Origin of the sequence: Methylibium sp. (assembly GCF_035762065.1) — a bacterium.
In the GTDB taxonomy this organism is placed as follows: Bacteria; Pseudomonadota; Gammaproteobacteria; order Burkholderiales; family Burkholderiaceae_C; genus Methylibium.
In genome coordinates, this window is record NZ_DASTPW010000027.1 from 35,461 (window position 1) to 58,241 (window position 22,781).

General features: G+C 70.7%; 19 protein-coding genes. 5 read left to right on the top strand and 14 right to left on the bottom strand.

The features are described 5' to 3' along the window. The first annotated feature begins 44 nt into the window (after positions 1-44). Complete coding sequence (locus VFR90_RS07715) at positions 45-1,517, top strand: aminotransferase-like domain-containing protein (protein WP_326405527.1); 1,473 nt, start codon at positions 45-47, stop codon at positions 1,515-1,517. A 39-nt stretch (positions 1,518-1,556) separates the two neighbouring features. Next, positions 1,557-2,300: a hypothetical protein gene (locus VFR90_RS07720; RefSeq protein ID WP_326405528.1), complete on the top strand. Its 744-nt coding sequence runs from the start codon at positions 1,557-1,559 to the stop codon at positions 2,298-2,300. A 237-nt stretch (positions 2,301-2,537) separates the two neighbouring features. Here the strand turns inward: VFR90_RS07720 and VFR90_RS07725 are convergent, their stop codons facing one another. The 9 genes from VFR90_RS07725 to VFR90_RS07765 all read right to left on the bottom strand — a co-directional run bounded on the left by VFR90_RS07725 (position 2,538) and on the right by VFR90_RS07765 (position 13,323). Continuing rightward, on the bottom strand, positions 2,538-4,409 hold the full coding sequence (locus VFR90_RS07725) for an ATP-binding cassette domain-containing protein (RefSeq protein ID WP_326405529.1): 1,872 nt from the start codon (positions 4,407-4,409) through the stop codon (positions 2,538-2,540). A gap of 69 nt (positions 4,410-4,478) precedes the next feature. Further along, positions 4,479-5,240 (bottom strand): enoyl-CoA hydratase, encoded by a 762-nt coding sequence (locus VFR90_RS07730; protein WP_326405530.1) that lies wholly within the window; start codon positions 5,238-5,240, stop codon positions 4,479-4,481. 16 nt (positions 5,241-5,256) lie between these two features. After that, entirely contained in the window at positions 5,257-5,823 is a 567-nt protein-coding gene (locus VFR90_RS07735) for a DUF1569 domain-containing protein (protein WP_326405531.1), read from the bottom strand. Then, a complete protein-coding gene (locus VFR90_RS07740) occupies positions 5,820-6,722 on the bottom strand; it encodes an alpha/beta hydrolase family protein (protein WP_326405532.1) in 903 nt (300 codons plus the stop codon). Before VFR90_RS07740 ends, VFR90_RS07735 begins: the two co-directional genes overlap by 4 nt. Positions 6,723-6,751: 29 nt before the next feature. Then, positions 6,752-7,951 (bottom strand): acetyl-CoA C-acyltransferase, encoded by a 1,200-nt coding sequence (locus VFR90_RS07745; RefSeq protein ID WP_326405533.1) that lies wholly within the window; start codon positions 7,949-7,951, stop codon positions 6,752-6,754. Positions 7,952-7,964: 13 nt separating this feature from the next. Further along, the gene (locus tag VFR90_RS07750; RefSeq protein WP_326405534.1) at positions 7,965-10,349 is read right to left on the bottom strand and encodes a 3-hydroxyacyl-CoA dehydrogenase/enoyl-CoA hydratase family protein; all 2,385 of its coding nucleotides are present in this window, start codon (positions 10,347-10,349) and stop codon (positions 7,965-7,967) included. Between the two features lie 28 nt (positions 10,350-10,377). Then, complete coding sequence (locus tag VFR90_RS07755; protein ID WP_326405535.1) at positions 10,378-10,818, bottom strand: DUF2147 domain-containing protein; 441 nt, start codon at positions 10,816-10,818, stop codon at positions 10,378-10,380. Between the two features lie 12 nt (positions 10,819-10,830). After that, positions 10,831-12,621, bottom strand: coding sequence for an acyl-CoA dehydrogenase C-terminal domain-containing protein (locus VFR90_RS07760; RefSeq protein ID WP_326405536.1), 1,791 nt, complete (start codon positions 12,619-12,621; stop codon positions 10,831-10,833). A 36-nt stretch (positions 12,622-12,657) separates the two neighbouring features. Beyond that, the gene (locus tag VFR90_RS07765) at positions 12,658-13,323 is read right to left on the bottom strand and encodes a TetR/AcrR family transcriptional regulator (protein ID WP_326405537.1); all 666 of its coding nucleotides are present in this window, start codon (positions 13,321-13,323) and stop codon (positions 12,658-12,660) included. A 197-nt stretch (positions 13,324-13,520) separates the two neighbouring features. On the opposite strand from VFR90_RS07765, the gene VFR90_RS07770 reads away from it, so the two are divergent. After that, positions 13,521-14,504, top strand: a complete 984-nt coding sequence (locus tag VFR90_RS07770; protein ID WP_326405538.1) for a 2-dehydropantoate 2-reductase — start codon at positions 13,521-13,523, stop codon at positions 14,502-14,504. On the opposite strand, the gene VFR90_RS07775 is transcribed toward VFR90_RS07770, so the two are convergent. From VFR90_RS07775 to VFR90_RS07790, 4 genes are all read right to left on the bottom strand, one after another. Further along, positions 14,495-15,085, bottom strand: coding sequence for a YceI family protein (locus VFR90_RS07775; RefSeq protein ID WP_326405539.1), 591 nt, complete (start codon positions 15,083-15,085; stop codon positions 14,495-14,497). The genes VFR90_RS07770 and VFR90_RS07775 overlap by 10 nt on opposite strands. Further along, on the bottom strand, positions 15,082-15,648 hold the full coding sequence (locus VFR90_RS07780) for a YceI family protein (RefSeq protein WP_326405540.1): 567 nt from the start codon (positions 15,646-15,648) through the stop codon (positions 15,082-15,084). Before VFR90_RS07780 ends, VFR90_RS07775 begins: the two co-directional genes overlap by 4 nt. A gap of 73 nt (positions 15,649-15,721) precedes the next feature. Next, positions 15,722-16,309 carry a YceI family protein gene (locus VFR90_RS07785; protein ID WP_326405553.1) on the bottom strand — a complete coding sequence of 196 codons (588 nt, stop codon included), beginning with the start codon at positions 16,307-16,309 and terminating at the stop codon, positions 15,722-15,724. A 46-nt stretch (positions 16,310-16,355) separates the two neighbouring features. Further along, positions 16,356-16,919, bottom strand: a complete 564-nt coding sequence (locus VFR90_RS07790) for a cytochrome b (RefSeq protein WP_326405541.1) — start codon at positions 16,917-16,919, stop codon at positions 16,356-16,358. A gap of 192 nt (positions 16,920-17,111) precedes the next feature. On the opposite strand from VFR90_RS07790, the gene VFR90_RS07795 reads away from it, so the two are divergent. After that, positions 17,112-18,200, top strand: a complete 1,089-nt coding sequence (locus VFR90_RS07795) for a phospholipase A (RefSeq protein WP_326405542.1) — start codon at positions 17,112-17,114, stop codon at positions 18,198-18,200. A 22-nt stretch (positions 18,201-18,222) separates the two neighbouring features. Here the strand turns inward: VFR90_RS07795 and VFR90_RS07800 are convergent, their stop codons facing one another. Next, positions 18,223-21,789: an indolepyruvate ferredoxin oxidoreductase family protein gene (locus tag VFR90_RS07800; protein ID WP_326405543.1), complete on the bottom strand. Its 3,567-nt coding sequence runs from the start codon at positions 21,787-21,789 to the stop codon at positions 18,223-18,225. Between the two features lie 222 nt (positions 21,790-22,011). Here VFR90_RS07800 and VFR90_RS07805 point away from each other — a divergent pair, with 222 nt between their 5' ends. Further along, a complete protein-coding gene (locus tag VFR90_RS07805) occupies positions 22,012-22,725 on the top strand; it encodes a DUF4197 domain-containing protein (protein WP_326405544.1) in 714 nt (237 codons plus the stop codon). The last annotated feature ends 56 nt before the right edge of the window (positions 22,726-22,781 follow it).

Genomic DNA, 22,781 nt, shown 5'->3' on the forward strand with positions numbered 1-22,781 from the left:
TCTGTACTGCCCCGAATCTCGATACACCGCGACGCCCCCGATCCATGCTGACCCGCGCCGCCGGCACCACGCTGACCGAGCAGCTTGCCCAACGCTTCGCCGAGCGCATCCACGCGCGGCTGCTCGCGCCCGGCGCGCGGCTGCCGTCGGTGCGCGACTGCGCGCAGCGCCACGGCGTCAGCCCGCACACGGTGGTCGCCGCCTACGACCAGCTGCTCGCGCAAGGCCTGATCGAGGCGCGCCGCCAGCGCGGCTTCTTCGTGCGCGCGCAGCCGGCGCCGCTTGCGCGCAGCCCGCTCGGCGAGGCGGGCGAGGGCGGGCCGCGGCTGGCCGCGCCGGTCGACGCGACCGCGCTGATCCGCAGCATGTTCCAGGCGCCGGGCAGCCGCGCCGCGCCGGGCTCGGGCACCTTGCCGGCCGACTGGCTCGACCTGCCGCTGCTCGCCGGCGCGCTGCGCCGCGTCGCGCAGGCCGACCGGCTCGCCTCGCACGCGCTCCACTACGGCGACCCGGCCGGCGACGAGCGTCTGCGCCACGCGCTGGTGCCGCGCCTCGCCGACGTCGGCGTGCAGGCCGAGCCGCAGCAGATCGTCACCACGCTGGGCGCGACGCAGGCGCTCGACATCGTCTCGCGCGCGCTGCTCGCACCCGGCGACGCGGTGCTCGTGGACGACCCGGGCTGGGCGGTCGAATTCGCGCGGCTCGCGCGGCTGGGCATGCGGATCCTGCCGGTGCCGCGCGGAGCCGGCGGCGTCGACTTCACGGCGATGCAGCAGCTCGTCGCCGAGCACCGGCCGCGGCTGTACGTCACCACCTCGGTGCTGCACAACCCGACCGGGCATTCGCTGACGCTCGGCCAGGCGCACCGGCTGCTGACGCTCGCGCAGGCGCAGGACTTCCACATCGTCGAGGACGACACCTACGCCTGGCTCGCGGTGCCGCATGCGCCGCGGATGGCCGCGCTCGACGGCCTGCAGCGCACGATCTACATCTCCGGCTTCTCGAAGATCCTGGCGCCGGCCTGGCGCGTCGGCTACGTTGCGGCGCCGAAGGCGCTGGTCGCGCGCATCGTCGACGTGAAGCTGCTGACCTCGCTCACCACCCCGGCGATCACCGAGCAGGCCGTCGCCGCCTGCCTGGAACAGGGCGCGCTGCGCCGCCATGCCGAGCGCGTGCGCGCGCGGCTGGCCACCGCGAGTTCGCGTTGCCTCGCGCTCGCCACCGAGCACGGCTGCACGCCCGCGACGCCGGCGCACGGCCTGTTTGCCTGGATCGAAACCCACACCGACACCGACCGCCTGGCCCAGCTGTTGCTCGACGACGGCTGGCTCACCGCGCCCGGCTCGCTCTTCCACGCGTCGCACCGGCCCAGCGGGCTGATGCGCGTGAATGTCGCGACCTCGCTCGATCCGGCTTTCTGGCGAGCGCTCGCTACCCGGCGGGCCGAGCTGTCGCAACGGCCCAACCTGCGTGTCGCGCCCGAGCCGGAGGCCCCCGCGATCCCGGGGTCGGCTTGATACGCCTCGTCACGACGCACCGATATATTGGTTTTCGACATGAACGAGCCCACCGTCCCGATGGGAATGCCCGAGCTGTGGCGCGTCAGCGCCTTCCGCCGGGCGATGAACGACAGCGCCATCGCCACCGGCGAGAACAACTCGCGCTTCAGCGCGCTGAGCCCTTCGCTGATGGCCGACCTGCAGCGCTTCGAGCACGCGGGCGCCGGCTGCGAAGTGCTGGAGGTGCTGGCCGCCTGCCTGCGCCATGCGCACGACATGGCGCTGCACCTCGACCGCGACGGCCACGTGCTGCCGATCACCGTCTTCCCGCGCGAGCGGCTGTTCCACACGCCGCTGCCGATCGAGACGCTCTACGCCACCCGCTTCGACAGCGTCCAGCTGCTGCAGGTCGAGCGCGCGCTGCTGCACGCGCCCGGCGCGCGCGAGCGCGAGATGAGCGCCGCGCCCGAGCACTGCCATCCGCTTGGCCCGCTGCTGTGGCACATGGCGCTGCATGGCCCGCGCCGCGAGCTGCTGCCCGAGCTCGCCGGCGCCGCGGTCTACCGCGTCGCCTCCGACCTCGACGTGCCGACCGAGCTCAGCGGCGCGCTCGCGGCCTCGGTGATGCGCCTGCGGCAGGAGAAGGTCTCGCTGCGCACGCTCGCGCACTGGCCGGGCATGAGCAGGGAGCGGGGCGCGCGGCTGCTCAACGGGCTGTACCTGCAGGCCGGGCTGATCGTCAGCCGCACGCATCCGTCGGCCAAGCGCGATTCGTGGTTCGCAGCGCTCGGCCGCCGCTGAGCCCGCCTCGGCTCGACGAACCGCTCGACCCGCTGCGCGAGTGCGGTCGTCCACCCGGCCGGTCGTGCCGGCTGGCGCGAGCAGTACCGCATCGATCAGAACAACCTGGACTACAACCCGTTCATGGGCGCCTACAACGCGCAGGAAGAAGGCAGGTGGTGAGTCCCTTCGGCTGAACGTCGCGCCGGGCGGCCAGGATCGCCGTCTGGCCGACCGGCCATGGGGCGGAGCGGCTTCTCACCGGGCGGCGAGCGCTTCCCAGCGCTCCATCGCCGCACGCACCTCGGCGTCGATATGCGTCCAGCGCCGCTGCAAGTCCGCAGCGCCGGCACCGCCGTCGGCGTAGAGCGCCGGATCGGCCAATGCCGTCGTCAGCCGCGCTTGCTCGGCTTCGAGCGCCTCGATGCGCGCCGGCAGCTCGTCGAGCTCGCGCTGTTCCTTGAAGCTGAGCTTGCCGGGCTTGCCCGCGGCCCCAGCCGGCGTGGCGCCGGGGGCGGCCGGCTTCTTCGCCGCGGCCGGCGCTTCGGCGCGTGCCGCGCGCGCGCGTGCCGACTGGATCAGCCAGTCCTCGACCCCGCCTTCGTACTCGCGCCAGCGGCCGTCGCCTTCGAACACCAGGGTGCTGGTCACGACCGCGTCGAGGAAGCGCCGGTCGTGGCTGACGAGGAAGACGGTGCCCGGGTAGTTCGCGAGCAGTTCCTCCAGCAGCTCCAGCGTGTCGATGTCGAGGTCGTTGGTCGGCTCGTCGAGCACCAGCACGTTGGCCGGCTTCGCGAACAGCCGCGCCAGCAGCAGCCGGTTGCGTTCGCCGCCGGAGAGGCTCTTGACCGGCGAGTTCGCGCGCGCCGGTGCGAACAGGAAGTCGCCGAGGTAGCTCATCACGTGCTTCCGAGCGCCGGCCACCTCGACCCATTCGCTGCCGGGGCTGATGGTGTCGGCCAGCGTCGCCTCGAGGTCGAGCGCCTCGCGCATCTGGTCGAAGTAGGCGACGCTGAGCTTGCTGCCGACGCGCGCGGTGCCGGCGTCGGGTGCCAGCTCGCCGAGGATCAGCTTCAGCAGCGTCGTCTTGCCGGCACCGTTCGGGCCGATCAGGCCGAGCTTGTCGCCGCGCAGGACGGTCGCGGAGAAGTCGCGCACGACGCACGTGCTGCCGAAGGACTTCGAGACGCCCTCGAGCTCCGCGACGATCTTGCCGCTGCGCGCGCCGGCATCCACCTCCAGCGCCACGCGCCCGACCCGATCGCGCCGCGCGGCCCGCTCGGCGCGCAGCACGTCGAGCCGCTTGATGCGCGCGACCGCCCGCGTGCGCCGTGCCTCGACGCCCTGGCGGATCCACACCTCCTCCTGCGCGAGCAGCTTGTCCTGGCGCGCGAAGGCGAGCGCCTCGTCGGCCAGTTCGCGCGCCTTCGTCGTCTCGTAGGCGGCGAAGTTGCCGGGGTAGCTGCGCAGCACGCCGCGGTCGAGCTCGACGATGCGCGTCGCGACGGCATCGAGGAAGGCGCGGTCGTGGGTGATCAGCAGCACGCTGCCCTTGAAGTCGCGCAGCAGGCCCTCGAGCCAGCGGATCGCGTCGAGGTCGAGGTGGTTGGTCGGCTCGTCGAGCAGCAGCACCTCGGGCGCGGCGACCAGCGCCTGCGCCAGCGCGATCCGCTTCTTCGTGCCGCCCGAAAGCGCGCCGACCCGCGCGGCACCGTCCAGGGCGAGCCGTTCGAGCGTCTCGGTGACGCGCTGCTCCCAGGTCCAGCCGTCGAGCGCTTCGATGCGCGTCTGGATCGCGTCGAGGTCGTCGGCGGTGTCGTGGCGTTCGAAGCGTTCGCGGAGTTCCTTGACCTCGGCAACGCCGACGCTCACCGCGTCGAACACGGTGGCGTCGGCATCGAGCTGCGGCTCCTGCTCGACCAGCGCGATGCGCGCGCCCTTCTGCACGCGCAGCTCGCCGTCGTCGGGCTTCTCGCGCCCGGCGACGATGCGCAGCAGCGAGGACTTGCCCGTGCCGTTGCGGCCGATCAGGCCGACGCGCTCGCCGGCTTCGAGGGAGAACTCCGCGCCGTCGAGCAGCGCGACGTGGCCGAAGGCGAGGTGGGCGTTTTGCAGCGTGAGCAGGGACATCGACCGATTGTCGCGGCCGGTGCTCGATGCCTTGCCGCCTGCCGAACGCGCGCCCGGCCGTGCGGCGCCTCAGAACTTGGTGAAGTCCGGCTTGCGCTTTTCGAAGAACGCGGCGAAGGCCTCGCGCGCTTCGTCGCCGCGCAGCGCCTTGCCGAAGACCTCGGCCTCGGCGGCGATCTGCGCGGTCAGGGCCTCGCGTGCCGGCCGGCTCATCAGGCGCTTGGTCTCGCGCACCGCGGCCGGCGGCAGCGTGTTGAAGCGCTCGGCCATGCGGCGCGCGTGCGCCACCACCTCGCTGGCCGGCAGCACCGCGTTCGCGAGGCCGAGCTCGACCGCCTCGGCGCCGCTCATCGGGTCGCCGAGCAGCAGCTTCTCGGCGGCCTTGTGCCGGCCCATCAGTTGCGGCACGACCAGGCTGGAGGCGAACTCGGCGACCAGCCCCAGGCTGGTGAAGGGCATCGCGAGCCGCGCGTCGTCGGCGACGTAGACGAGGTCGCAGTGCAGCAGCATCGTGGTGCCGATGCCGATGGCCGCGCCGGTGACCGCGGCGACGACCGGCCGGTCGCATTGCAGCAGCGCCTGCATGAACTTGAACACCGGCGACTCGGTGTTCTGCGCCGGGCGCTGCATGAAGTCCTCGAGGTCGTTGCCCGAGGTGAAGATGCCCGGCTGCCCGGTGATCAGCACCGCGCGCACCTTCGGGTCGAGCTGCGCGTCGAGCAGCGCGTCGCACATCGCCTGGTACATCGCGACCGTGATCGCGTTCTTCTTCTCGGGCCGCGCGATCTCGATCGTCGCGATGCCGTTCAGCGTGGCGGTCCTGATGCTCATGCGGTGCTCCTGGTGATCAAGCGTGGCGGGTCTCGGCGAACTGCGTCCAGTGCGCGGCGAGGTGCATCTGGTGCGCGCGCTGGTAGGCGGGCTTGTCGAGCGCGCCGTAGGCGAAGTGCGGCGCGAGCGTGCCGGTGTGGGCCTCGAAGGCGTCCATCGCGCGCAGCAGCCGCAGCACGGCGGCGTCGGCGGGCAGCGAGGCGTCGAGCGCGGGCGCGCCGGGGATCGGCTCGTCGAGCGGATGCGCCATCGCGCCGCGCGCATCGAACAGCGCATGCGCCGCGGCGCCGAGCGTCGCGACGAACCACGCCGGCTTCATCCGCGGATAACCGGCCAGCGAGCCCTCGATGCTCTGCGCCAGATGCTGCAGCGAGGCGCTCAGGTTCCACGCGCCGCCGCTTTGCCAGCGCGCGCCCGGCCGGGCGAGCGCTGCGACCGCGTTGCGCGCCTCCGCCCAGGTGCCGAAGCCTTCGACGCGGGCCGGGGCGCAGGCGGCGAGCGCCAGCGGGCCGGCGAGCGCGAGCGTCGCGCGCAGGACGTGCCGGCGCGCCGGCAGCGCAGGCTTGGCGGACGGCGTGCTCATGGCGTGGCGGCGGCCGGCGTTTCGAGCCGCCATTCACCCGCCTCGAGCCAGCGCAGCGCGGCCGGCCACAGTGCCGCCGCGTCACGCCGGAAGAAGCCCATGTGGCCGATCCTCGCGAGGCCGGCCTGGGCCGGCGCGAGATGCACGCGCCGCACCGTGGTGGCGACGTAGCGCGCATGCAGGTCATCGACCGCCGGCTGCTGGATCGCCTTGTCGTCGGAGAAGCTCAGCGCCAGCAGCGGGCAGCGCACCGAGGCGAAGCGCTCGCGCATGTCGTAGGCCGGATCGTCGAACCAGTAGCCGCGCCGCCGCAGCCAGCCCGACCACTGCAGCGCCACGCCGCGCGGCAGGTTGCCCACCTTGCGGATCGGCGCGCCCGGGAAGTAGCCGAACAGCCGCGTGTAGAGGGGCATCGCGACGCGCCCGAGCAGCCACAGCTGCCGGCCGCTGCGCGGGTTCAGGCCGGGATAGCCGCTGCCGCTGGCGATCGTGATCGCGCGATCGACGCGCGCGGCGCCGGGCGTCGCCCCCAGCGCCATGCCGCCCAGGCTGTGGCCGACGTACAGCAGCGGCCTTCCGCCGGCGCGCCGGCGCGCCTCGTCGATCGCGACGGAGACGTCCACGCGCAGCCAGGTTTCCATGTCGATGCCGCTGGCGCGCGCCTGCGCGGCACTGCCGGACTCGATGCCGCGGTAGTCGAAGCTCAGCACGTCGTGCCCCTGCGCGGCGAGCCAGCGGCAGAAGCCGGCGTAGAAGGCCTGCGGCGTCGAGAGCGCCGGCGCGACGACGACCACCGCCCGCTCCCGCCCGATGCGCGAGCCCTCGGCCGGGACCTGCGCCTCGAACCAGGTGGCCGACACGGCCGCCGCGCCCTCGATGTCGATGCGGATGGGCTGCATGCGACGCTTCGCGAAGGCAGGCGGCCGGCTCAGACCCGCTCGAAGATCCCCGCCGCGCCCTGGCCCATGCCGACACACATCGTCACCATGCCGTACTTCAGCTGCTTGCGTTGCAGCGCATGGATCACGGTGGCCGAGCGGATCGCGCCGGTCGCGCCGAGCGGGTGGCCGCGTGCGATCGCGCCGCCGAGGGGGTTGACCTTGCTGCGGTCGAGGCCGACGGTGTCGATCACCGCGAGCGCCTGCGCGGCGAAGGCCTCGTTGAGTTCGATCCAGTCCATCTGGTCGAGCGTCAGGCCGGCGAGCTTCAGCGCGGCCGGGATCGCCTCGATCGGGCCGATGCCCATGATCTCCGGCGGCACGCCCTTAATCGCGAAGCTGACGAAGCGCGCCAGCGGCTTCAGGTCGAACTGCTTGAGCGCGCGCTCGGAGACGAGGATCAGCGCGCCGGCGCCGTCGCTCGTCTGCGAGCTGTTGCCCGCGGTGACCGAACCCTTGGCCGCGAACACCGGCTTGAGCTTCGCGAGCCCTTCGAGCGAGGTGTCGCGCCGCGGGCCTTCGTCGACGCTGACGGTGCGGGTGCGCGTGCCGACTTCGCCGGTCGCGAGATCGGGGAAGCGGTCGATCACCTCGATCGGCGTGATCTCCTGGTCGAACTCGCCCGAGTCGATCGCCGCGATCGCGCGCCGATGCGACTCGAGCGCGAAGGCGTCCTGCGCCTCGCGGCTCACCTTCCATTGCGCGGCGACCTTCTCGGCCGTCAGGCCCATGCCGTAGGCGATGCCGACGTTCTCGTCGCGCGCGAACACGGCCGGGTTGAACGAGGGCTTGTTGCCGCCCATCGGCACCATGCTCATCGACTCCGCGCCGGCCGCGATCATCACGTCGGCCTCGCCGACGCGGATGCGGTCCGCGGCCATCTGCACCGCGGAGAGGCCCGACGCGCAGAAGCGATTCACCGTGACCCCGCCGACCGAATGCGGCAGGCCCGCGAGCACGACCGCGGCGCGCGCCATGTTCATGCCCTGCTCGCCCTCGGGGAAGGAGCAGCCGACGATCGCGTCCTCGATCGACTTCGGATCGAGCCCGGGCGTCTGCCTCAGCGCGCTCTGGATCGCGGCGACCAGCAGGTCGTCGGGGCGGGTGTTCTTGAAATAGCCGCGGCCGCTCTTGCCGATGGGCGTGCGGGTGGCGGCGACGATGTAGGCGTCTTGAACTTGCTTGCTCATGTCATCGCTCCGATCAGTTCCGCACGGGCTTGCCGGTCTGCAGCATCCCCATGATTCGCTCCTGCGACTTCGGGTGTTCGAGCAGCGCGCAGAAGTGCTTGCGCTCGATCGCCATCAGGTACTCCTCGCTGACCAGCGAGCCGGCATCGACTTCGCCGCCGCAGATCACTTCGGCGATCAGCGCGGAGATGTGGAAGTCGTGCGCGCTGATGAAGCCGCCGTCGCGCATGTTCGCGAGCTGGCCCTTGATGGTTGCGATGCCGCTGCGGCCGGCCACCGGGAAAGGGCGCTTGAGCGGCGGCCGCCAGCCCGACTCGAACATCGCCCTGGCCTGCTGGGTGGCGACGTGCAGCAGCTCGTCCTTGTGCGCCACGATCACGTCGCCGTCGATCAGGTAGCCGAGCTTGCGGCTTTCGATCGCGCTGGTGCCCACCTTCGCCATCGCCGCGCTGGTGAAGCCCTCGGTCGCGAACTTCAGGATGTCGGCATTCGCGTTGCCGGCGCCGGCCATCTCGGCCGCACGACGCGCGATGTAGGTCAGGCCGCCCGCACCGGGGATCAGCCCGACGCCCACCTCGACGAGGCCGATGTAGCTCTCCATCGCGGCGACGCGGCGCGCGCTGTAGATCGCGAGCTCGCAGCCGCCGCCGAGCGCCATGCCGCGGATCGCGCTGACCACCGGCACGCCTGCATAGCGGATGCGCAGCATCGCGTCCTGCAGCTTCTTCTCTTCCGGCGCGATGCCCTTGGCGCCGCTTGTCATGAACACCGGCATCAGCGCTTCGAGGTTCGCGCCGGCCGAGAAGACGTCGTCGGGCGACCAGATCACCAGGCCCTTGTACTTGTCCTCGGCGATCTCGACGGCCTTGAGCAGGCCTTCGGTCACCGTCGGGCTGATCAGGTGCAGCTTCGCGGTGATCGACGCGATCACGACCTCGCCGTCGAGCGTCCAGACGCGGACCTCTTCGTTCTTGAACAGCTCGGTGCCGGCCTTCAGCGGCTCGAGCTGCGCGGCGCCGAACACCGTCTCGGGGAAGAGCTGCCGTCTGTAGACCTCGAGTCCGCTGCGCGGCACGTAGCTCTTCTTGGCCGGCGACCACGAGCCTTCGGCCGTGTGGACGCCGGTGCGGCCGTCGAACACCCACTCGGGCAGCGGCGCCTTCGAAAGCGCCTTGCCGGCGTCGATGTCGGCCTTGACCCACTCGGCCACCTGCTGCCAGCCGGCGGCCTGCCACAGCTCGAAGGGCCCTTGCTGCACGCCGAAGCCCCAGCGCATCGCGAAGTCGACGTCGCGAGCGGTCTCGGCGATCGCTTCCAGGTGCACCGCGGCGTAGTGGAAGCCGTCGCGCAGGATCGCCCAGAGGAACTGCGCCTGCGGATTGCTCGATTCGCGTAGCAGCTTGAGCCGCTCGGCCGGCGGCTTCTTGAGGATGCGGGCGACGATCTCGTCGGCCTTGGCGCCGGCGGGTACGTAGTCCTTCTTGGCCGGGTCGAGCCGAAGGATGTCCTTGCCGACCTTCTTGAAGAAGCCGGCGCCCGTCTTCTGGCCGAGCGCGCCGGCCTGGATCAGCCCCTCGAGCACCGGCGGCGTCGCGTAGCTCGGGAAGAACGGGTCGTCGGCGAGGTTGTCCTGCAGCGTCTTGATGACGTGCGCCATCGTGTCGAGGCCGACCACGTCCGCGGTGCGGAAGGTGCCGCTGCTGGCGCGGCCGAGCTTCTTGCCGGTGAGGTCGTCGACGACGTCGTAGCCGAGGCCGAAGGTCTCGGCCTCCTTCATCGTCGCCAGCATGCCGGCGATGCCGACGCGGTTGGCGATGAAGTTCGGCGTGTCCTTCGCGCGCACCACGCTCTTGCCGAGGAAGGTGGTGACGAAGCTCTCCAGTTGATCGAGCACCGCCGCCTCGGTGGTGGGCGTGTCGATCAGCTCGACCAGCACCATGTAGCGCGGCGGATTGAAGAAGTGGATGCCGCAGAAGCGCGGCTGGATCGACGGCGGCAGCGCCTCGCTCAACTTCGTGATCGACAGCCCCGAGGTGTTGCTCGCGACGATCGCGCTCGGCGAAACGAAAGGCGCGATCTTCTTGTACAGATCCAGCTTCCAGTCCATGCGCTCGGCGATCGCCTCGATCACCAGGTCGCAGTCCTTCAGCAGGTCGAGGTGCTCTTCGTAGTTCGCAGGCACGATCAGCGCTGCGTCCTCGGCCACGCCCAGCGGGGCGGGCTTGAGCTTCTTGAGGTTGTCGATGGCCTTCAGCGCGATGCCGCTCTTCGGGCCCTCCTTCGCAGCGAGGTCGAACAGCACGACCGGCACGCGAACGTTGACGAGGTGGGCCGCGATCTGCGCGCCCATCACGCCGGCGCCCAGCACGGCCACCTTGCGAACTTGAAAACGACTCATCGATGCACTCCTTGTTCGTCGATCCGCGTCACTCGACGCGGATCCAGGTCTGCGTGCGGCCGAGCAGCGGCGCGCCGACGTAGCCGCGCACCTCGAGCTTCCTGCCGTCGTCCGCGGTGGTCAGGCGCAGCTTGTAGGTCTTGCCGTTGTTCGGGTCGAGGATCTCGCCGCCGTCCCACTGGTTGTCCTTGCCTTCGGTCTTCTTGACGTTCTTGATGATCAGCAGCCCGGCGATCGGCATGTCCTTGCGCTCGCCTTCGCACTGGTCGCACTTCGCGCCGGCCCGGGCCGGATCGAGCAGCTTCTCGATGCGGCCGCTGAAGATGCCGCCCGACTCGCTGATGCGCACCAGCGACTTCTCGGCCTTGGTCTCGTCGTCGATCGTCTTCCACAGGCCGACCGGCGTGGATTGCGCCTGCGCGGCGAACGAGGCCAGCGCGAGCAGCGCGGCGGCGGTGAAGGTCTTCATGCGGCGGCTCCTTCAGAACAGTGCTTCGTCCATCGCCATCAGCGGCGCAAGGCCGGCGCGGCAGCTGCGGATCAGGCCGGCCGTCTCGGGCAGCAGCTTCGCGAAGTAGAAGCGGGCGGTCGCGAGCTTGGCCTTGTAGAACGGATCGCCGCTGTCCTGCTTTTCGAGCGCGATCTTCGCCATGCGCGCGAAGAGGTAGGCGAAGCACAGGTGGCCGACGATGCGCAGGTAGTCGACCGCCGCGGCACCCACCTCGTCGGCATTGCCGAAGGCCTTCATGCCGAGCTCGGTGGTCAGCTTGGTCACCTTGTCGCCGAGCTCGGCGAGCGGGTTGACGAACTCCTGCATCGCCTCGTTCGTGCCTTCCTCCTCGACGAATTCGGCGATGCGCTTGCCGAACTTCTTCAGCTTCGCGCCGTTGTCGCCCAGCACCTTGCGGCCGAGCAGGTCCAGGCTCTGGATGGTGTTCGTGCCCTCGTAGATCATGTTGATGCGCGCGTCGCGCACGTACTGCTCCATGCCCCACTCGTGGATGTAGCCGTGGCCGCCGTAGACCTGCATGCAGGCGCTGGTCGCGAGCCAGCCGTTGTCGGTGAGGAAGGCCTTGATGATCGGCGTGAGCAGCGCCACCTCGTCGGCCGCGGCCTTGCGCACGTCCTCGTCGGCGTGGCTCAGCTCGCGGTCGATCAGCAGCGCGGTGTAGATCGCCAGCGCGCGGCCGCCTTCGGCGTAGGCGCGCGCGGTGAGCAGCATCTTGCGCACGTCGGGGTGGACGATGATCGGATCGGCCGGCTTGTCGGGCGCCTTCGGGCCCGAGAGCGCGCGCATCTGGATGCGGTCCTTCGCATAGGCGACCGCGTTCTGGTAGGCCACCTCGGTCAGCCCAAGCGACTGGTTGCCGACGCCCAGCCGCGCCGCGTTCATCATCACGAACATCGCCGCCAGACCCTTGTGCGGCTGGCCGACGAGGGTGCCCACCGCGCCGTCGAGGCTCAGCTGCGCGGTCGCGTTCCCGTGGATGCCCATCTTGTGCTCGAGGCCGGTGCAGACGATCGGGTTGCGCTTGCCCAGCGTGCCGTCGGCCTTGACGACGAACTTCGGCACGACGAACAGCGAGATGCCCTTCGACCCCGCCGGCGCATCGGGCAGCCGCGCGAGCACGAGGTGGACGATGTTCTCGGTGAAGTCGTGCTCGCCGGCGCTGATGAAGATCTTCTGGCCGGTGAGCCTGTAGCTGCCGTCGGCCTGCGGCTCGGCCTTGGTGCGCAGGAGGCCGAGGTCGGTGCCGCAGTGCGGCTCGGTCAGGCACATGGTGCCGGTCCATGTGCCGCTGACGATCTTCGGCAGGTACATCTGCTGCTGCTCGGGCGTGCCGTGCGCCTTCAGGCATTCGTAGGCGCCGTGCGACAGGCCGGTGTACATGGTCCAGGCCTGGTTCGCGCTGTTGAGCATCTCGAACATGCACTGGTTGATCACCACCGGCAGGCCCTGGCCGCCGTAGGCCGGGTCGCAGCTCAGCGCCGGCCAGCCGCCTTCGACGTACTTCGCATACGCCTCCTTGAAGCCCCTGGGCGTGGTGACGCTGTGGGTCGCCTTGTCGAGCGTGCAGCCCTCGGCATCGCCGGAAAGGTTCAGCGGGAACAGCACCTCGGCGTTGAACTTGCCGCCCTCTTCGAGCACCGCGTTGATCGTGTCGGCATCGACCTCGGCATGCGCGGGCATCTGCTTGAGCTCGTCGGTGGCGTTCAGCAGCTCGTGCAGCACGAACTGCATGTCGCGGATCGGCGGGGTGTAGGTCGGCATGCGGACTCCGTGGGGTGAGACGAAAAGAAGGAAGGCTCAGGCACGCGGCGCCCGGTGCTGCTCGACCACGCGCTCGAAACCGCGCCGCGCGCAGTCGATCGCGCCGGCATGGCGCAGGAAGCGCGCGTCATGGTGCAACGCCAGGATGAGGCCGTGGATCTCGAACAGCATCTGCGTGCGGTCGGTCTCGGCGCGCAGGTGGCCGGCTTCGATCGCCAGGCCGATCGCGCGCTCAAGCGCGTTGCGCCAGGTCTGCACCATCTCGACGAGCGCATCGCGCACCGGTCCGGGCCGGTCGTCGAACTCGACCGCGCCGCTGATGTAGATGCAGCCGGCGTCGATCTCGACCGACACCCGCTTGAGCCAGCGCTCGAACATGTCGGCCAGCCGCGGCAGGCCGCGTGCCTCGCGCATCGCGGGGAAGAAAACCTCGTCCTCGAAGCGCGCGTGGTATTCGCGGATCACCGAGATCTGCAGCTCCTCGCGCGAGCCGAAGTGCGCGAAGACGCCGGACTTGCTCATGCGCGTGACCTCGGCCAGCGCGCCGATCGAAAGCCCTTCGAGGCCGATCTGCGAGGCCAGCCCGAGCGCGGCTTCGAGGATCGCGGCGCGGGTCTGCTGGCCCTTGGCCTGGCCGCCCCGGCGCGCCGGCGCGGTGGCGTCGAACGGGACGGCGGTGACGGTGGAGGCACGGGCTGACACGGCAGAGGTCCTTTGCAGGGAACGCGGTCCGCGGAAGCGAACGACCGTTCTATTTTTGCAGAAGGCGCGGGCGGGAAGACCCCTGTGCAACGTGAGCTTTGTAGGGAAACGAGCCTAGGCCCTGCGCGGGTTAACCCGCGGCGGCCGGCTTCTAGCATCGCCAGCCGTGCCGCCGTCGCGGCGCGAGGAGTGCAGCCATGCGCATCGGCATCGTCGGGCTCGGAGCCGTCGGCGGCTATCTGGCCGCGAAACTGAGTTCGGCCGGGCAACCGGTGGTCGCGCTGTGCCGCGGCGCGACCCTCGCGGCGCTGCGCCGCGACGGGCTGCGGCTCGACGAAGCCGGCGTGCAGCGGCAGGTCGCGCTCGAGGCGAGCGACGACGCGCGCGCGCTCGGCGAACAGGAGCTGGTGATCGTCGCAGTGAAGGCGCAGGCGTTGGCCGCAGCCGCGCTCGACCTGCAGCCGCTGCTCGGTGTGCGCACCGTGGTGCTGACGGCGATGAACGGCGTGCCGTGGTGGCTGCTGAGCGCGCGGGCCGGCGCGCCCGACGAAGCGCCGCTGGCGAGCGTCGATCCCGGCGGTCGCATCGCGCGCGCGCTGCCGCTCGACCGTGTGCTCGGCGCGGTCGTGCACCTGAGCGCCAGCCTCGACGCGCCGGGCCGGGTGCGGCACGGCTTCGGCCGGCGCCTGATCGTCGGCGAGCCGCGCGGCGGTGCGAGCCAGCGTGTCGAGCAGGTGGTGACCTTGCTGCGCGCGGCCGGGCTCGAAGCCGAGGCGAGCGACGACGTGCGCACCGCCATCTGGTTCAAGCTGTGGGGAAACATGACGACCAATCCGATCTCGGCGCTGACGCAGGCGAGCGCCGACCGCATCGTCGCCGACCCTCGCCTGCGCCGCCTGAGCCTGGCCGCGATGGCCGAGGCCGCAGCGATCGGCGAGCGCATCGGCTGCCCGATCGCGCAGAGCGGCGAGGCGCGGCTCGAGGTGACGAAGCAGCTCGGCGCCTTCCGCACCTCGATGCTGCAGGACCTGCAGGCCGGCCGGCGGCTGGAGCTCGACGCGCTGGTTGGCGCGGTCAGCGAGATCGGCGCGCGGGTCGGCGTGCCGACGCCGTGGACGGACGCGCTGCTCGGGCTCGCGAGCCTGCTCGACCGCTCGCGCGCCGAGGCGGCTCAGTCCTGACGGATCGCTTCGACCTGCAGCTTCAGCACGACCCTGTCGGCGACGAACGGCAGCCCGTAGCTCAGGCCGAAGTCGCTGCGCTGGAGCTCGCCTTCGAAGTCCCCGCCGCAGACTTCGCGCTGCAGGCGCGGGTGCAGGTAGCAGCCGAAGCGCCGCGCCGTGAGCGTCAGGCCGCTGCTGACGCCGCGGAAGGTGAACTCGCCGCGCACCGAGCGCAGCGCGTCGCCTTCGAAGGCGAACTGGCGCGCGACGAACCAGGCGGTCGGGTGGGTCGCGACGTCGAGCAGGTCGGCGCCGCGCAGGTGGGTGTCGAACAGCGGGAAGCCGGTGCTGACGCTCCCCACCGGGATCGTCACGCCGAGCTCGCCGCGCCGGGCCTCGCGGTCCAGGCTCGCCGTGCCCTCGACCGGACCGATGCGCCCGCGCATCGTCGAAGTCGCGAAATGTACGATCTCGAACTGCACCCAGCTGTGCGCCGGATCCAGCGTGTAGCGCGCGGGCTCGGCCCGCGCGCCGAAGGCCGCGAGGCCGAGCAGCGCCGCGAGCGTCGCCCGCGCGAGCCGGCCTCGCCGTTGCGTCATTGCTTGATCGCTTCGACCTGAACCAGCAGCTTGATGTTGTCGGGGATGCCCGGCAGGCCGTAGCTCATGCCCCATTGGCTGCGCTGGATGGTGGTTTCGAAGTCGCCGCCGCAGACTTCGCGCTGCAGGCGCGGGTTGTTGTAGCAATTGAAATTGCTCGCCTTCAGCGTGACCGGGCCGGTCTTGCCGAGCAGGGTCAGCGTGCCGCTGACCTCGGCGACCTTGTCGCCGCTGAAGCTGAACTTGTCGCTGACGAACTTGGCGCTCGGCGCCTCGGCCACGTTGAAGAAGTCCTTGCTCTTCAAGTGCGCGTCGAACGGCGCGACGCCGGTGCTGACGGAGGCGGTGTCGATGGTCAGCTCCACCTTGCCGGTCTTGCCGGCGCGGTCGAACTGCACCGTGCCTTCCTTCTTGTCGAAGCGCCCGCGCGCGGTCGAGGTGCCGAAGTGCAGCGCTTCCCAGGTCACGAAGGTGTGCGAGGGATCGATCGCGTAGGTGGCGGTCTGCGCCGAGGCGGCGCCGCTGGCGAGAAGCGCGGCAAGGACGAGCGAAGCTGATTTCATCGAGGGTTACCTTGTCGTGGAAGAAGCTCGGCGACCGAGCGGGTTAAAAAACGCGGGCGCCACGCAGGCGCCATCACAGCGGGGCGATGCCCGTCAGCGTCAGCTTGAACTTGACCTGCACCTCGTTGGCGACCATCGAGGTGTCGGCCCATTCGCCTTCGCCGATCTTGAAATCGTTGCGCTTGATTGCGAAGCTGCCGGTCGCCGTGCTGGTGGTGCCCGTCTGCGCCAGTGCCACCGGCACGACGATGTTCTGCGACACGCCCTTGATCGACAGCTTGCCGGCGACCTCGAACTTGCCGGCGCCGGCCGGCTTGATCGCGCTGGACTCGAAGGTCGCGGTCGGGAACTTCGCGACCGCGAACCAGGGCGCCTTCGGCATCTCGGCGTCGGTGTCCTTGTCGCCGATGGTCGCGCTGGAGGTGTCGATGTTGATGGTGATGGAGCTGGCCTCGGGCTTCTTCGGGTCGAACACGACGTTCGCCGCGAACTTGCGGAACCTGCCCTCGACCGGCACGCCCATCTGCCTGCTGACGAAGCCGATCTCGCTTTGCTCGGGCACCAGCTTCGCGGCGGGGGTCGAGCGAGCAGCCGGCGTCTGCGCCTGAGCGAGCGATGCCGCGAGGCAGAAGGCGGCGACGAACGACCCGGCCCGATTCATCTTCATGCGCAGTTCTCCAGGGTGGCGGCGCGGTGCCGGCCGAGCTTCAGGCCGAGACCCGGCCCGGGCGCATGCGCACGAGCAGGCCATCGCGATCGACGAGGTGATGCTTCAACGCGGCCGCCACGTGCAGCACGATCAGCGCGAGCAAGGTGTACGCGAGGACCGCATGCACCGGCTTGAAGACCTTCGCGAACTCCTTGTCCACCGGCACGAAGTCGGGCAGCGGCAGCACGCCGAACCACACGATCGGGAAGCCCGCCATCGAGCTGTAGGCCCAGCCGGCCAGCGGCACCGCGAAAAACAGCGCGTACATCGCCCAGTGCGTCGCGTGGTAGGCGCGCGTCTGCCAGCCCGGCATCGAGCGTTCGACCGCGGCCGGCAGCGCCGGCGGGCGGTGCGTGAGCCGCCATGCGAGCCGCGCGAGCGACAGCACCAGGATCGTGATGCCGGCCCACTTGTGCCAGTTGTAGAACTTGAGCCGCTCGGGCGAGAACGGCAGGCCGGTCATGTAGTAGCCGAGGCCGAGGCTGCCCAGGATCATCAGCGCGAGCAGCCAGTGCAGCGCGATCGCGGTGCCGCTGTAGCGGGACGGGGTCGAGGCGTTCATCGGGGGAGGTCGGGCCTTGGAAGGCCCGGACTCTAAAGAGTTCGGCGCGGCCTCGCATTCACGGCGTTTGTCGCGACTCTTCAAAATCGGGCGATGAAATTGCAGCACCTCGCCCGACTCCCTGGCCGCCGCCGCGCCCGCCCGCGACGTCGCTTCGACGCTCGCTCCTCGGCCGCGCCACTGCTGTGCGGTGTGCTGCTCGCCCCGTGGGTCGCGAGCGCCGCGACGCTCGCTGCGCCGCCGGCCGACGCAATCTCCGCGCCGCCGGACACGCTCGCCAGCTGCGCCGCCACCAGCGACGACGGCTTGCGCCTGGCCTGCTACGACCGTCTCGCCGGCCGGCCCGCGCCCGCCGCCGCGCCGACGGCTGCCGGTCGCACGCCCGACGTGGTCGCGCTGCCGGCGGCCGACGGACCCAGCGGCACCGGCCTCGCCGCGCCGGCCACGGCGAGGCCCAGCTTCCTGTCGAAGTTCTGGGAGCTCGATGCGGCCGACAAGCGCGGCATCTTCAACTTCACCGGCTACCGGCCCAACTTCGTGCTGCCGGTGCACAGGACGTCGCGGCTGAACCAGGCGCCGTCGAGCCCCACGCGCGGCGTCACCGTGCTCGGCGAGGACTACCAGAACACCGAGGCCAAGTTCCAGCTCTCGTTGCGCACCAAGGTCGCCGAGGACGTCGGGCTGCCCGGTGCCGACCTCTGGTTCGGCTACACCCAGCAGTCGCTCTGGCAGTTCTACAACTCCGAGGGCTCGAAGCCCTTCCGCTCGACCGACTACGAGCCCGAGGCGATGTATGTCGTGCCAGTGCCGGTATCGATCGGCACGCTGCTGCCCTTCGACTGGCGCTGGCGCATGGCCACGCTCGGCCTCGCGCACCAGTCGAACGGCCAGCCCGATCCGCTGTCGCGCAGCTGGAACCGGCTCTACCTCGCCACCGGCTTCGAGCGCGGCGACTGGTCGGTGCAGTGGCGCGTCAACCGGCGCTTTCGCGAAGACCCGACGAGCGACGACAACCCCGACCTCGTCGGCTTCCGCGGCCGCCATGAGCTCCAGCTCGGCTGGACCCGCGGCCACGGCACCGCGGCGCTGCAGTGGCGCACGAACTTCAAGGACTTCAAGCGCGGCTCGTGGCAGCTCGACTGGAGCTACCCGGTGAACGCCGACGACCCGCGCGCGCTGCGCTGGTACCTGCAGCTGTTCAGCGGCTACGGCGAGACGCTGCTCGACTACAACTTCCGCCAGACGAGCCTGGGCGTGGGCCTGTCGCTGTTCGAGTTCTGAGCGAGCCGGCGCGGCCCCGCCTTCAAGCCACGGCGCCCGCCGGTTCGCGCCAGCGCGCACGCAGCGCCGCCCACTTCGGCCGGGCCGCCGCCAAGTGACGGGCCTTCACGTGGCCGTAGCCGCGGATCTCCTCCGGCAGGCTCGCGATCTCGACCGCCAGCCCCAGCCGGCTCGCGTCAAGCTTGGGCAGCAGCTCGTCGATCGCCGCGCGGTATTCGTCGATCAGCGCGCGCTCCTCGCGGCGCTCGGCGCTGCGGCCGAAGGGATCGAAGGCCGTGCCGCGCAGGCCGCGCAGCTTCGCGAGGAGGCCGAAGGCGCCGAGCATCCACGGCCCGAACTCGCGCTTGACCGGCTCGCCGCGCTCGTTCTTCCTCGCGAGTCCCGGCGGCGCGAGGTGGTAGTGCAGCTTCACGTCGCCGTCGAACTGCTCGCACAGCCGCTCGGCGAAGCCGGTGTCGGCATGCAGGCGCGCGACCTCGTACTCGTCCTTGTAGGCCATCAGCTTGAACAGGTAGCGTGCGACGGCCTCGGCGAGCCGCGTCGTGCCGAGCGGCGCTTCAGCCTCGCGCACCTTCGCGACGAAGCTCTCGTAGCGCTGCGCGTAGGCGGCGTTCTGGTAGGCGCTCAGGAACTCGACGCGCCTGGCGACCAGCTCCGCGAGCGCGGGCTTCTTCGCGAAGCGGATCACCTGGGCCGTGGCGGTCAGCGCCTCGATCGCGGCCGGGTCGTGCGCCGCGCGCCGGCCCCACTCGAAGGCCGCCTTGTTGTTGTCGACCTGCACGCCGTTGAGCTCCATCGCGCGAAGCAGCGATGCCTTCGAAAGCGGCACCCAGCCGCGCTGCCAGGCGTAGCCGAGCATCAGCGGGTTGGTGTAGATCGCGTCGCCGAGCAGCGCGGTGGCGAGCCGGTCGGCGTCGAACTTGCCGACGCGGCCCGGCCCGGTGGCGCTCTCGATCACCGCCTCGCAGTTGCCGCCCTTGAACTGCCAGTCGGGGTTCTTCACGAAGGCGGCGGTCGGCGTGCCGTGGGTGTTGAGCGCGACCTGCGTGCGGCCCTCGCGCATCACGGCGAGCGTCTCCTGCTTCGCGCCGACGATCGCATCGCAGGCGATCACGAGGTCGGCCTCGGCCGTGCCGACCTTGGTGCAAAAGATGGCCTCCGGCCGGTTCGCGATCTGGATGTGGCTCCAGGTGGCGCCGCCCTTTTGCGCCAGGCCGCCGGCGTCCTGCGTGACGATGCCCTTGCCTTCGAGGTGCGCGGCCATGCCGAGCAGCTGGCCGATCGTGATGACGCCGGTGCCGCCGACGCCGGCGACCAGGATGCCCCAGGCCCGCTCCTGTGACGGATGGGCGAGCGGCAGGACCGGCTCGGGCAGCGGCGGCAGCGCGAAGGGATCGCGCGCCTTCTCCTTCTTCGGTTTCTTCAGCGTGCCGCCCGTCACCGTGACGAAGCTCGGGCAGAAGCCCTTCACGCAGGAGTAATCCTTGTTGCAGGAGCTCTGGTTGATGCGCCGCTTGCGGCCGAATTCGGTCTCGACCGGCTCGACCGACAGGCAGTTGCTCTGCACCGAGCAATCGCCGCAGCCTTCGCAGACCAGTTCGTTGATCACGACCGTCTTGTCGCCCTGCGCCATCGTGCCGCGCTTGCGGCGGCGGCGCTTCTCGGTCGCGCAGGTCTGGTCGTAGATGAGCGCGGTGGTGCCGGAGATCTCGCGCAGCTCGCGCTGCAGCGCGTCCATCTCGTCGCGGTGGTGGACGGTCACGCCGGTTTCGAGCGCGACGCCCTTGTATTTCTCGGGCTCGTCGCTCACGATCACGAGCTTCCTCACGCCCTCGGCGGTGAGGCTCTTCATGATCTGCAGCACCGAGTGGCCCTCGGGCCTTTCGCCGACCTGCTGGCCGCCGGTCATCGCGACCGCGTCGTTGTAGAGGATCTTGTAGGTGATGTTCACGCCGGCCGCGATCGACTGCCGGATGGCCAGCAGCCCGCTGTGGAAGTAGGTGCCGTCGCCGAGGTTCGCGAAGATGTGCTGCTCGGTCGTGAACGGCGCCTGCCCGACCCAGGGCACGCCTTCGCCGCCCATCTGCGTGAAGGTGCTGGTGCTGCGGTCCATCCACACCACCATGTAGTGGCAGCCGATGCCGGCCACCGCGCGCGAGCCCTCGGGGACCTTCGTGCTCGTGTTGTGCGGGCAGCCCGAGCAGAACCAGGGCGCGCGCTCGCCGGTGTCGACGGTGATCGTCGCGAGCGAGCGTTCCTTCGCGTCGATCAGCGCGAGCCGCGCCTCGACGTGCGCGCGCGTGTCGGCGTCCACGCCGAGCTTCAACAGCCGCTTGCCGATGGCCCTCGCGATGATGGCCGGCGTCAGATCGGCCTGCGCGCGCAGGAGCCAGTTGCCGCTCGGGTTCGGCTGGCTCCATTCGCCGCCGGAAAGGTCGCCCTCCGACTCGTCGAACTTGCCGAGCACGTTGGGCCGCACGTCGGGCCGCCAGCCGTAGAGCTCCTCCTTGAGCTGGTATTCGATGACCTGGCGCTTCTCCTCGATGACCAGGATCTCCTGCAGCCCGGTCGCGAACTCGCGGGTGATCGTCGCCTCCAGCGGCCACACCACGCCCACCTTGTGCAGCCGGATGCCGACGCGGCTGCAGGCGGCGTCGTCGAGGCCGAGGTCGTGCAGCGCCTGGCGCGTGTCGTTGTAGCTTTTGCCCGAGGCGATCAGGCCGAGCCGCGCGTCGGGGCTGTCGATCACGGTGTGGTTCAGCTTGTTCGCGCGCACGTAGGCGAGCGCCGCGTACCACTTGTGGTTCATCAGCCGCGCTTCCTGCTCCAGCGGCGCGTCGGGCCAGCGGATGTGCAGGCCGCCGGCGGGCATCGGGAAGTCCTGCGGCAGGACGATGTCCACGCGGTCGGGGTCGACGCGGATCGACGCCGACGACTCGACGATCTCCTGGATCGTCTTCATGCCCGCCCACACGCCCGAGAAGCGGCTCATCGCGAAGGCGTGCAGGCCGAGGTCGAGGATCTCCTGCACGCTGGCCGGAAAGAACACCGGCAGCCCGCAGGCCTTGAAGATGTGGTCGCTCTGGTGCGCCGCGGTGCTGCTCTTGGCGATGTGGTCGTCGCCGGCGATCGCGATCACGCCGCCGTGCTTCGCGGTGCCGGCCATGTTGGCGTGCTTGAACACGTCCGAGCAGCGGTCGACGCCCGGGCCCTTGCCGTACCAGATGCCGAAGACGCCGTCGAACTTGTTGCGCTCGGGGTAGAGGTCAAGCTGCTGCGTGCCCCAGACGGCGGTTGCGCCCAGTTCCTCGTTGACGCCGGGCTGGAAGACGATGTTGTTGGACGCGAGATGCTTCTTCGCCGCCCACAGCGCCTGGTCGTAAGTGCCGAGCGGGCTGCCGCGGTAGCCGCTGACGAAGCCGGCGGTGTTCAAGCCGCGCGCCGCGTCGCGCTGGCGTTGCAACATCGGCAGGCGCACGAGGGCCTGGACGCCGCTCATGAAGGCCCGCCCGGTCTCGAGGGCGTACTTGTCGTCGAGGGTGACGGTTTCCAGCGCGCGCCGGACGTCGTCCGGCAATGGGGCGTTCATGCAGCGGATCTCCTTGTGGGGTCGTGCCACGGGCGCAGCGCTTGTGACGCCGGCCTGCGGTGCCGGGCCCGGTCGGCCCGGAGCGAAGTTTAGGCAAGGCCCGTTCGCGGCGTTGTCGCGCGGGCGCGGCCGCCGAAGGCTCGGCACGGGGCCGCCGGCAGTGCCCGGCACGCCGTTCGCGGTAGCCTGCCGCCGATCAACCGCTCGCCGTGGAGGCTCTCGATGGATCGTCGTCTGTTTTCGAAACGTGCCGTGCTCGCGGCCGGCGCGCGCGCCGGCGCCGGGGCCGGCCTATGGGTGCTGGCCGCGCAGGCCCGCGCGCTCGATCTCAGCCAGGCCGACGCCAGCGCCGGCCTGAAAGCCGCACTCGAGCGCGGCGCGGCGGCGGCCGTCGGCCTGCTCGGCCGGACCGACGGTTTCCTCGGCAACCCGAAGGTGCGCATCCCGCTGCCCGGCGCGCTGGAGAGCGCGGCCAAGCTGCTGCGCACGCTGGGGCAGGGGCAGCGGGTCGACGAACTCGTCACGGCGATGAACCGCGCCGCGGAATCGGCGGTGCCCGAGGCCAAGCCGCTGCTGAGCAACGCGGTCAGGTCGATGAGCGTCGGCGACGCGAAGAGGATCCTCGCCGGTGGCGACACCTCGGTCACCGACTTCTTCGCCGAGAAGACGCGCTCGCCGCTTTCCACCAGGTTCCTGCCGATCGTCACCAAGGCCACCGAGCGGGTCGCGCTGGCCGAAAAGTACAACGCGGTCGCGAGCAAGGGCGCCGGGCTCGGCCTCGTCAAGAAGGAAGACGCGAACGTCCAGCAGTACGTCACCGGCAAGGCACTCGACGGCCTCTATCTGATGATCGGCGAGGAGGAACAGAAGATCCGCCGCGACCCGGTCGGCACCGGCAGCGCGATCCTGAAGAAGGTCTTCGGCGCCTTGTCTTGAGGCTTGATGCCGGCGGCCGGGCCCTGGAGGCGCGCGGTGAAGCCGCAACCGGGGCG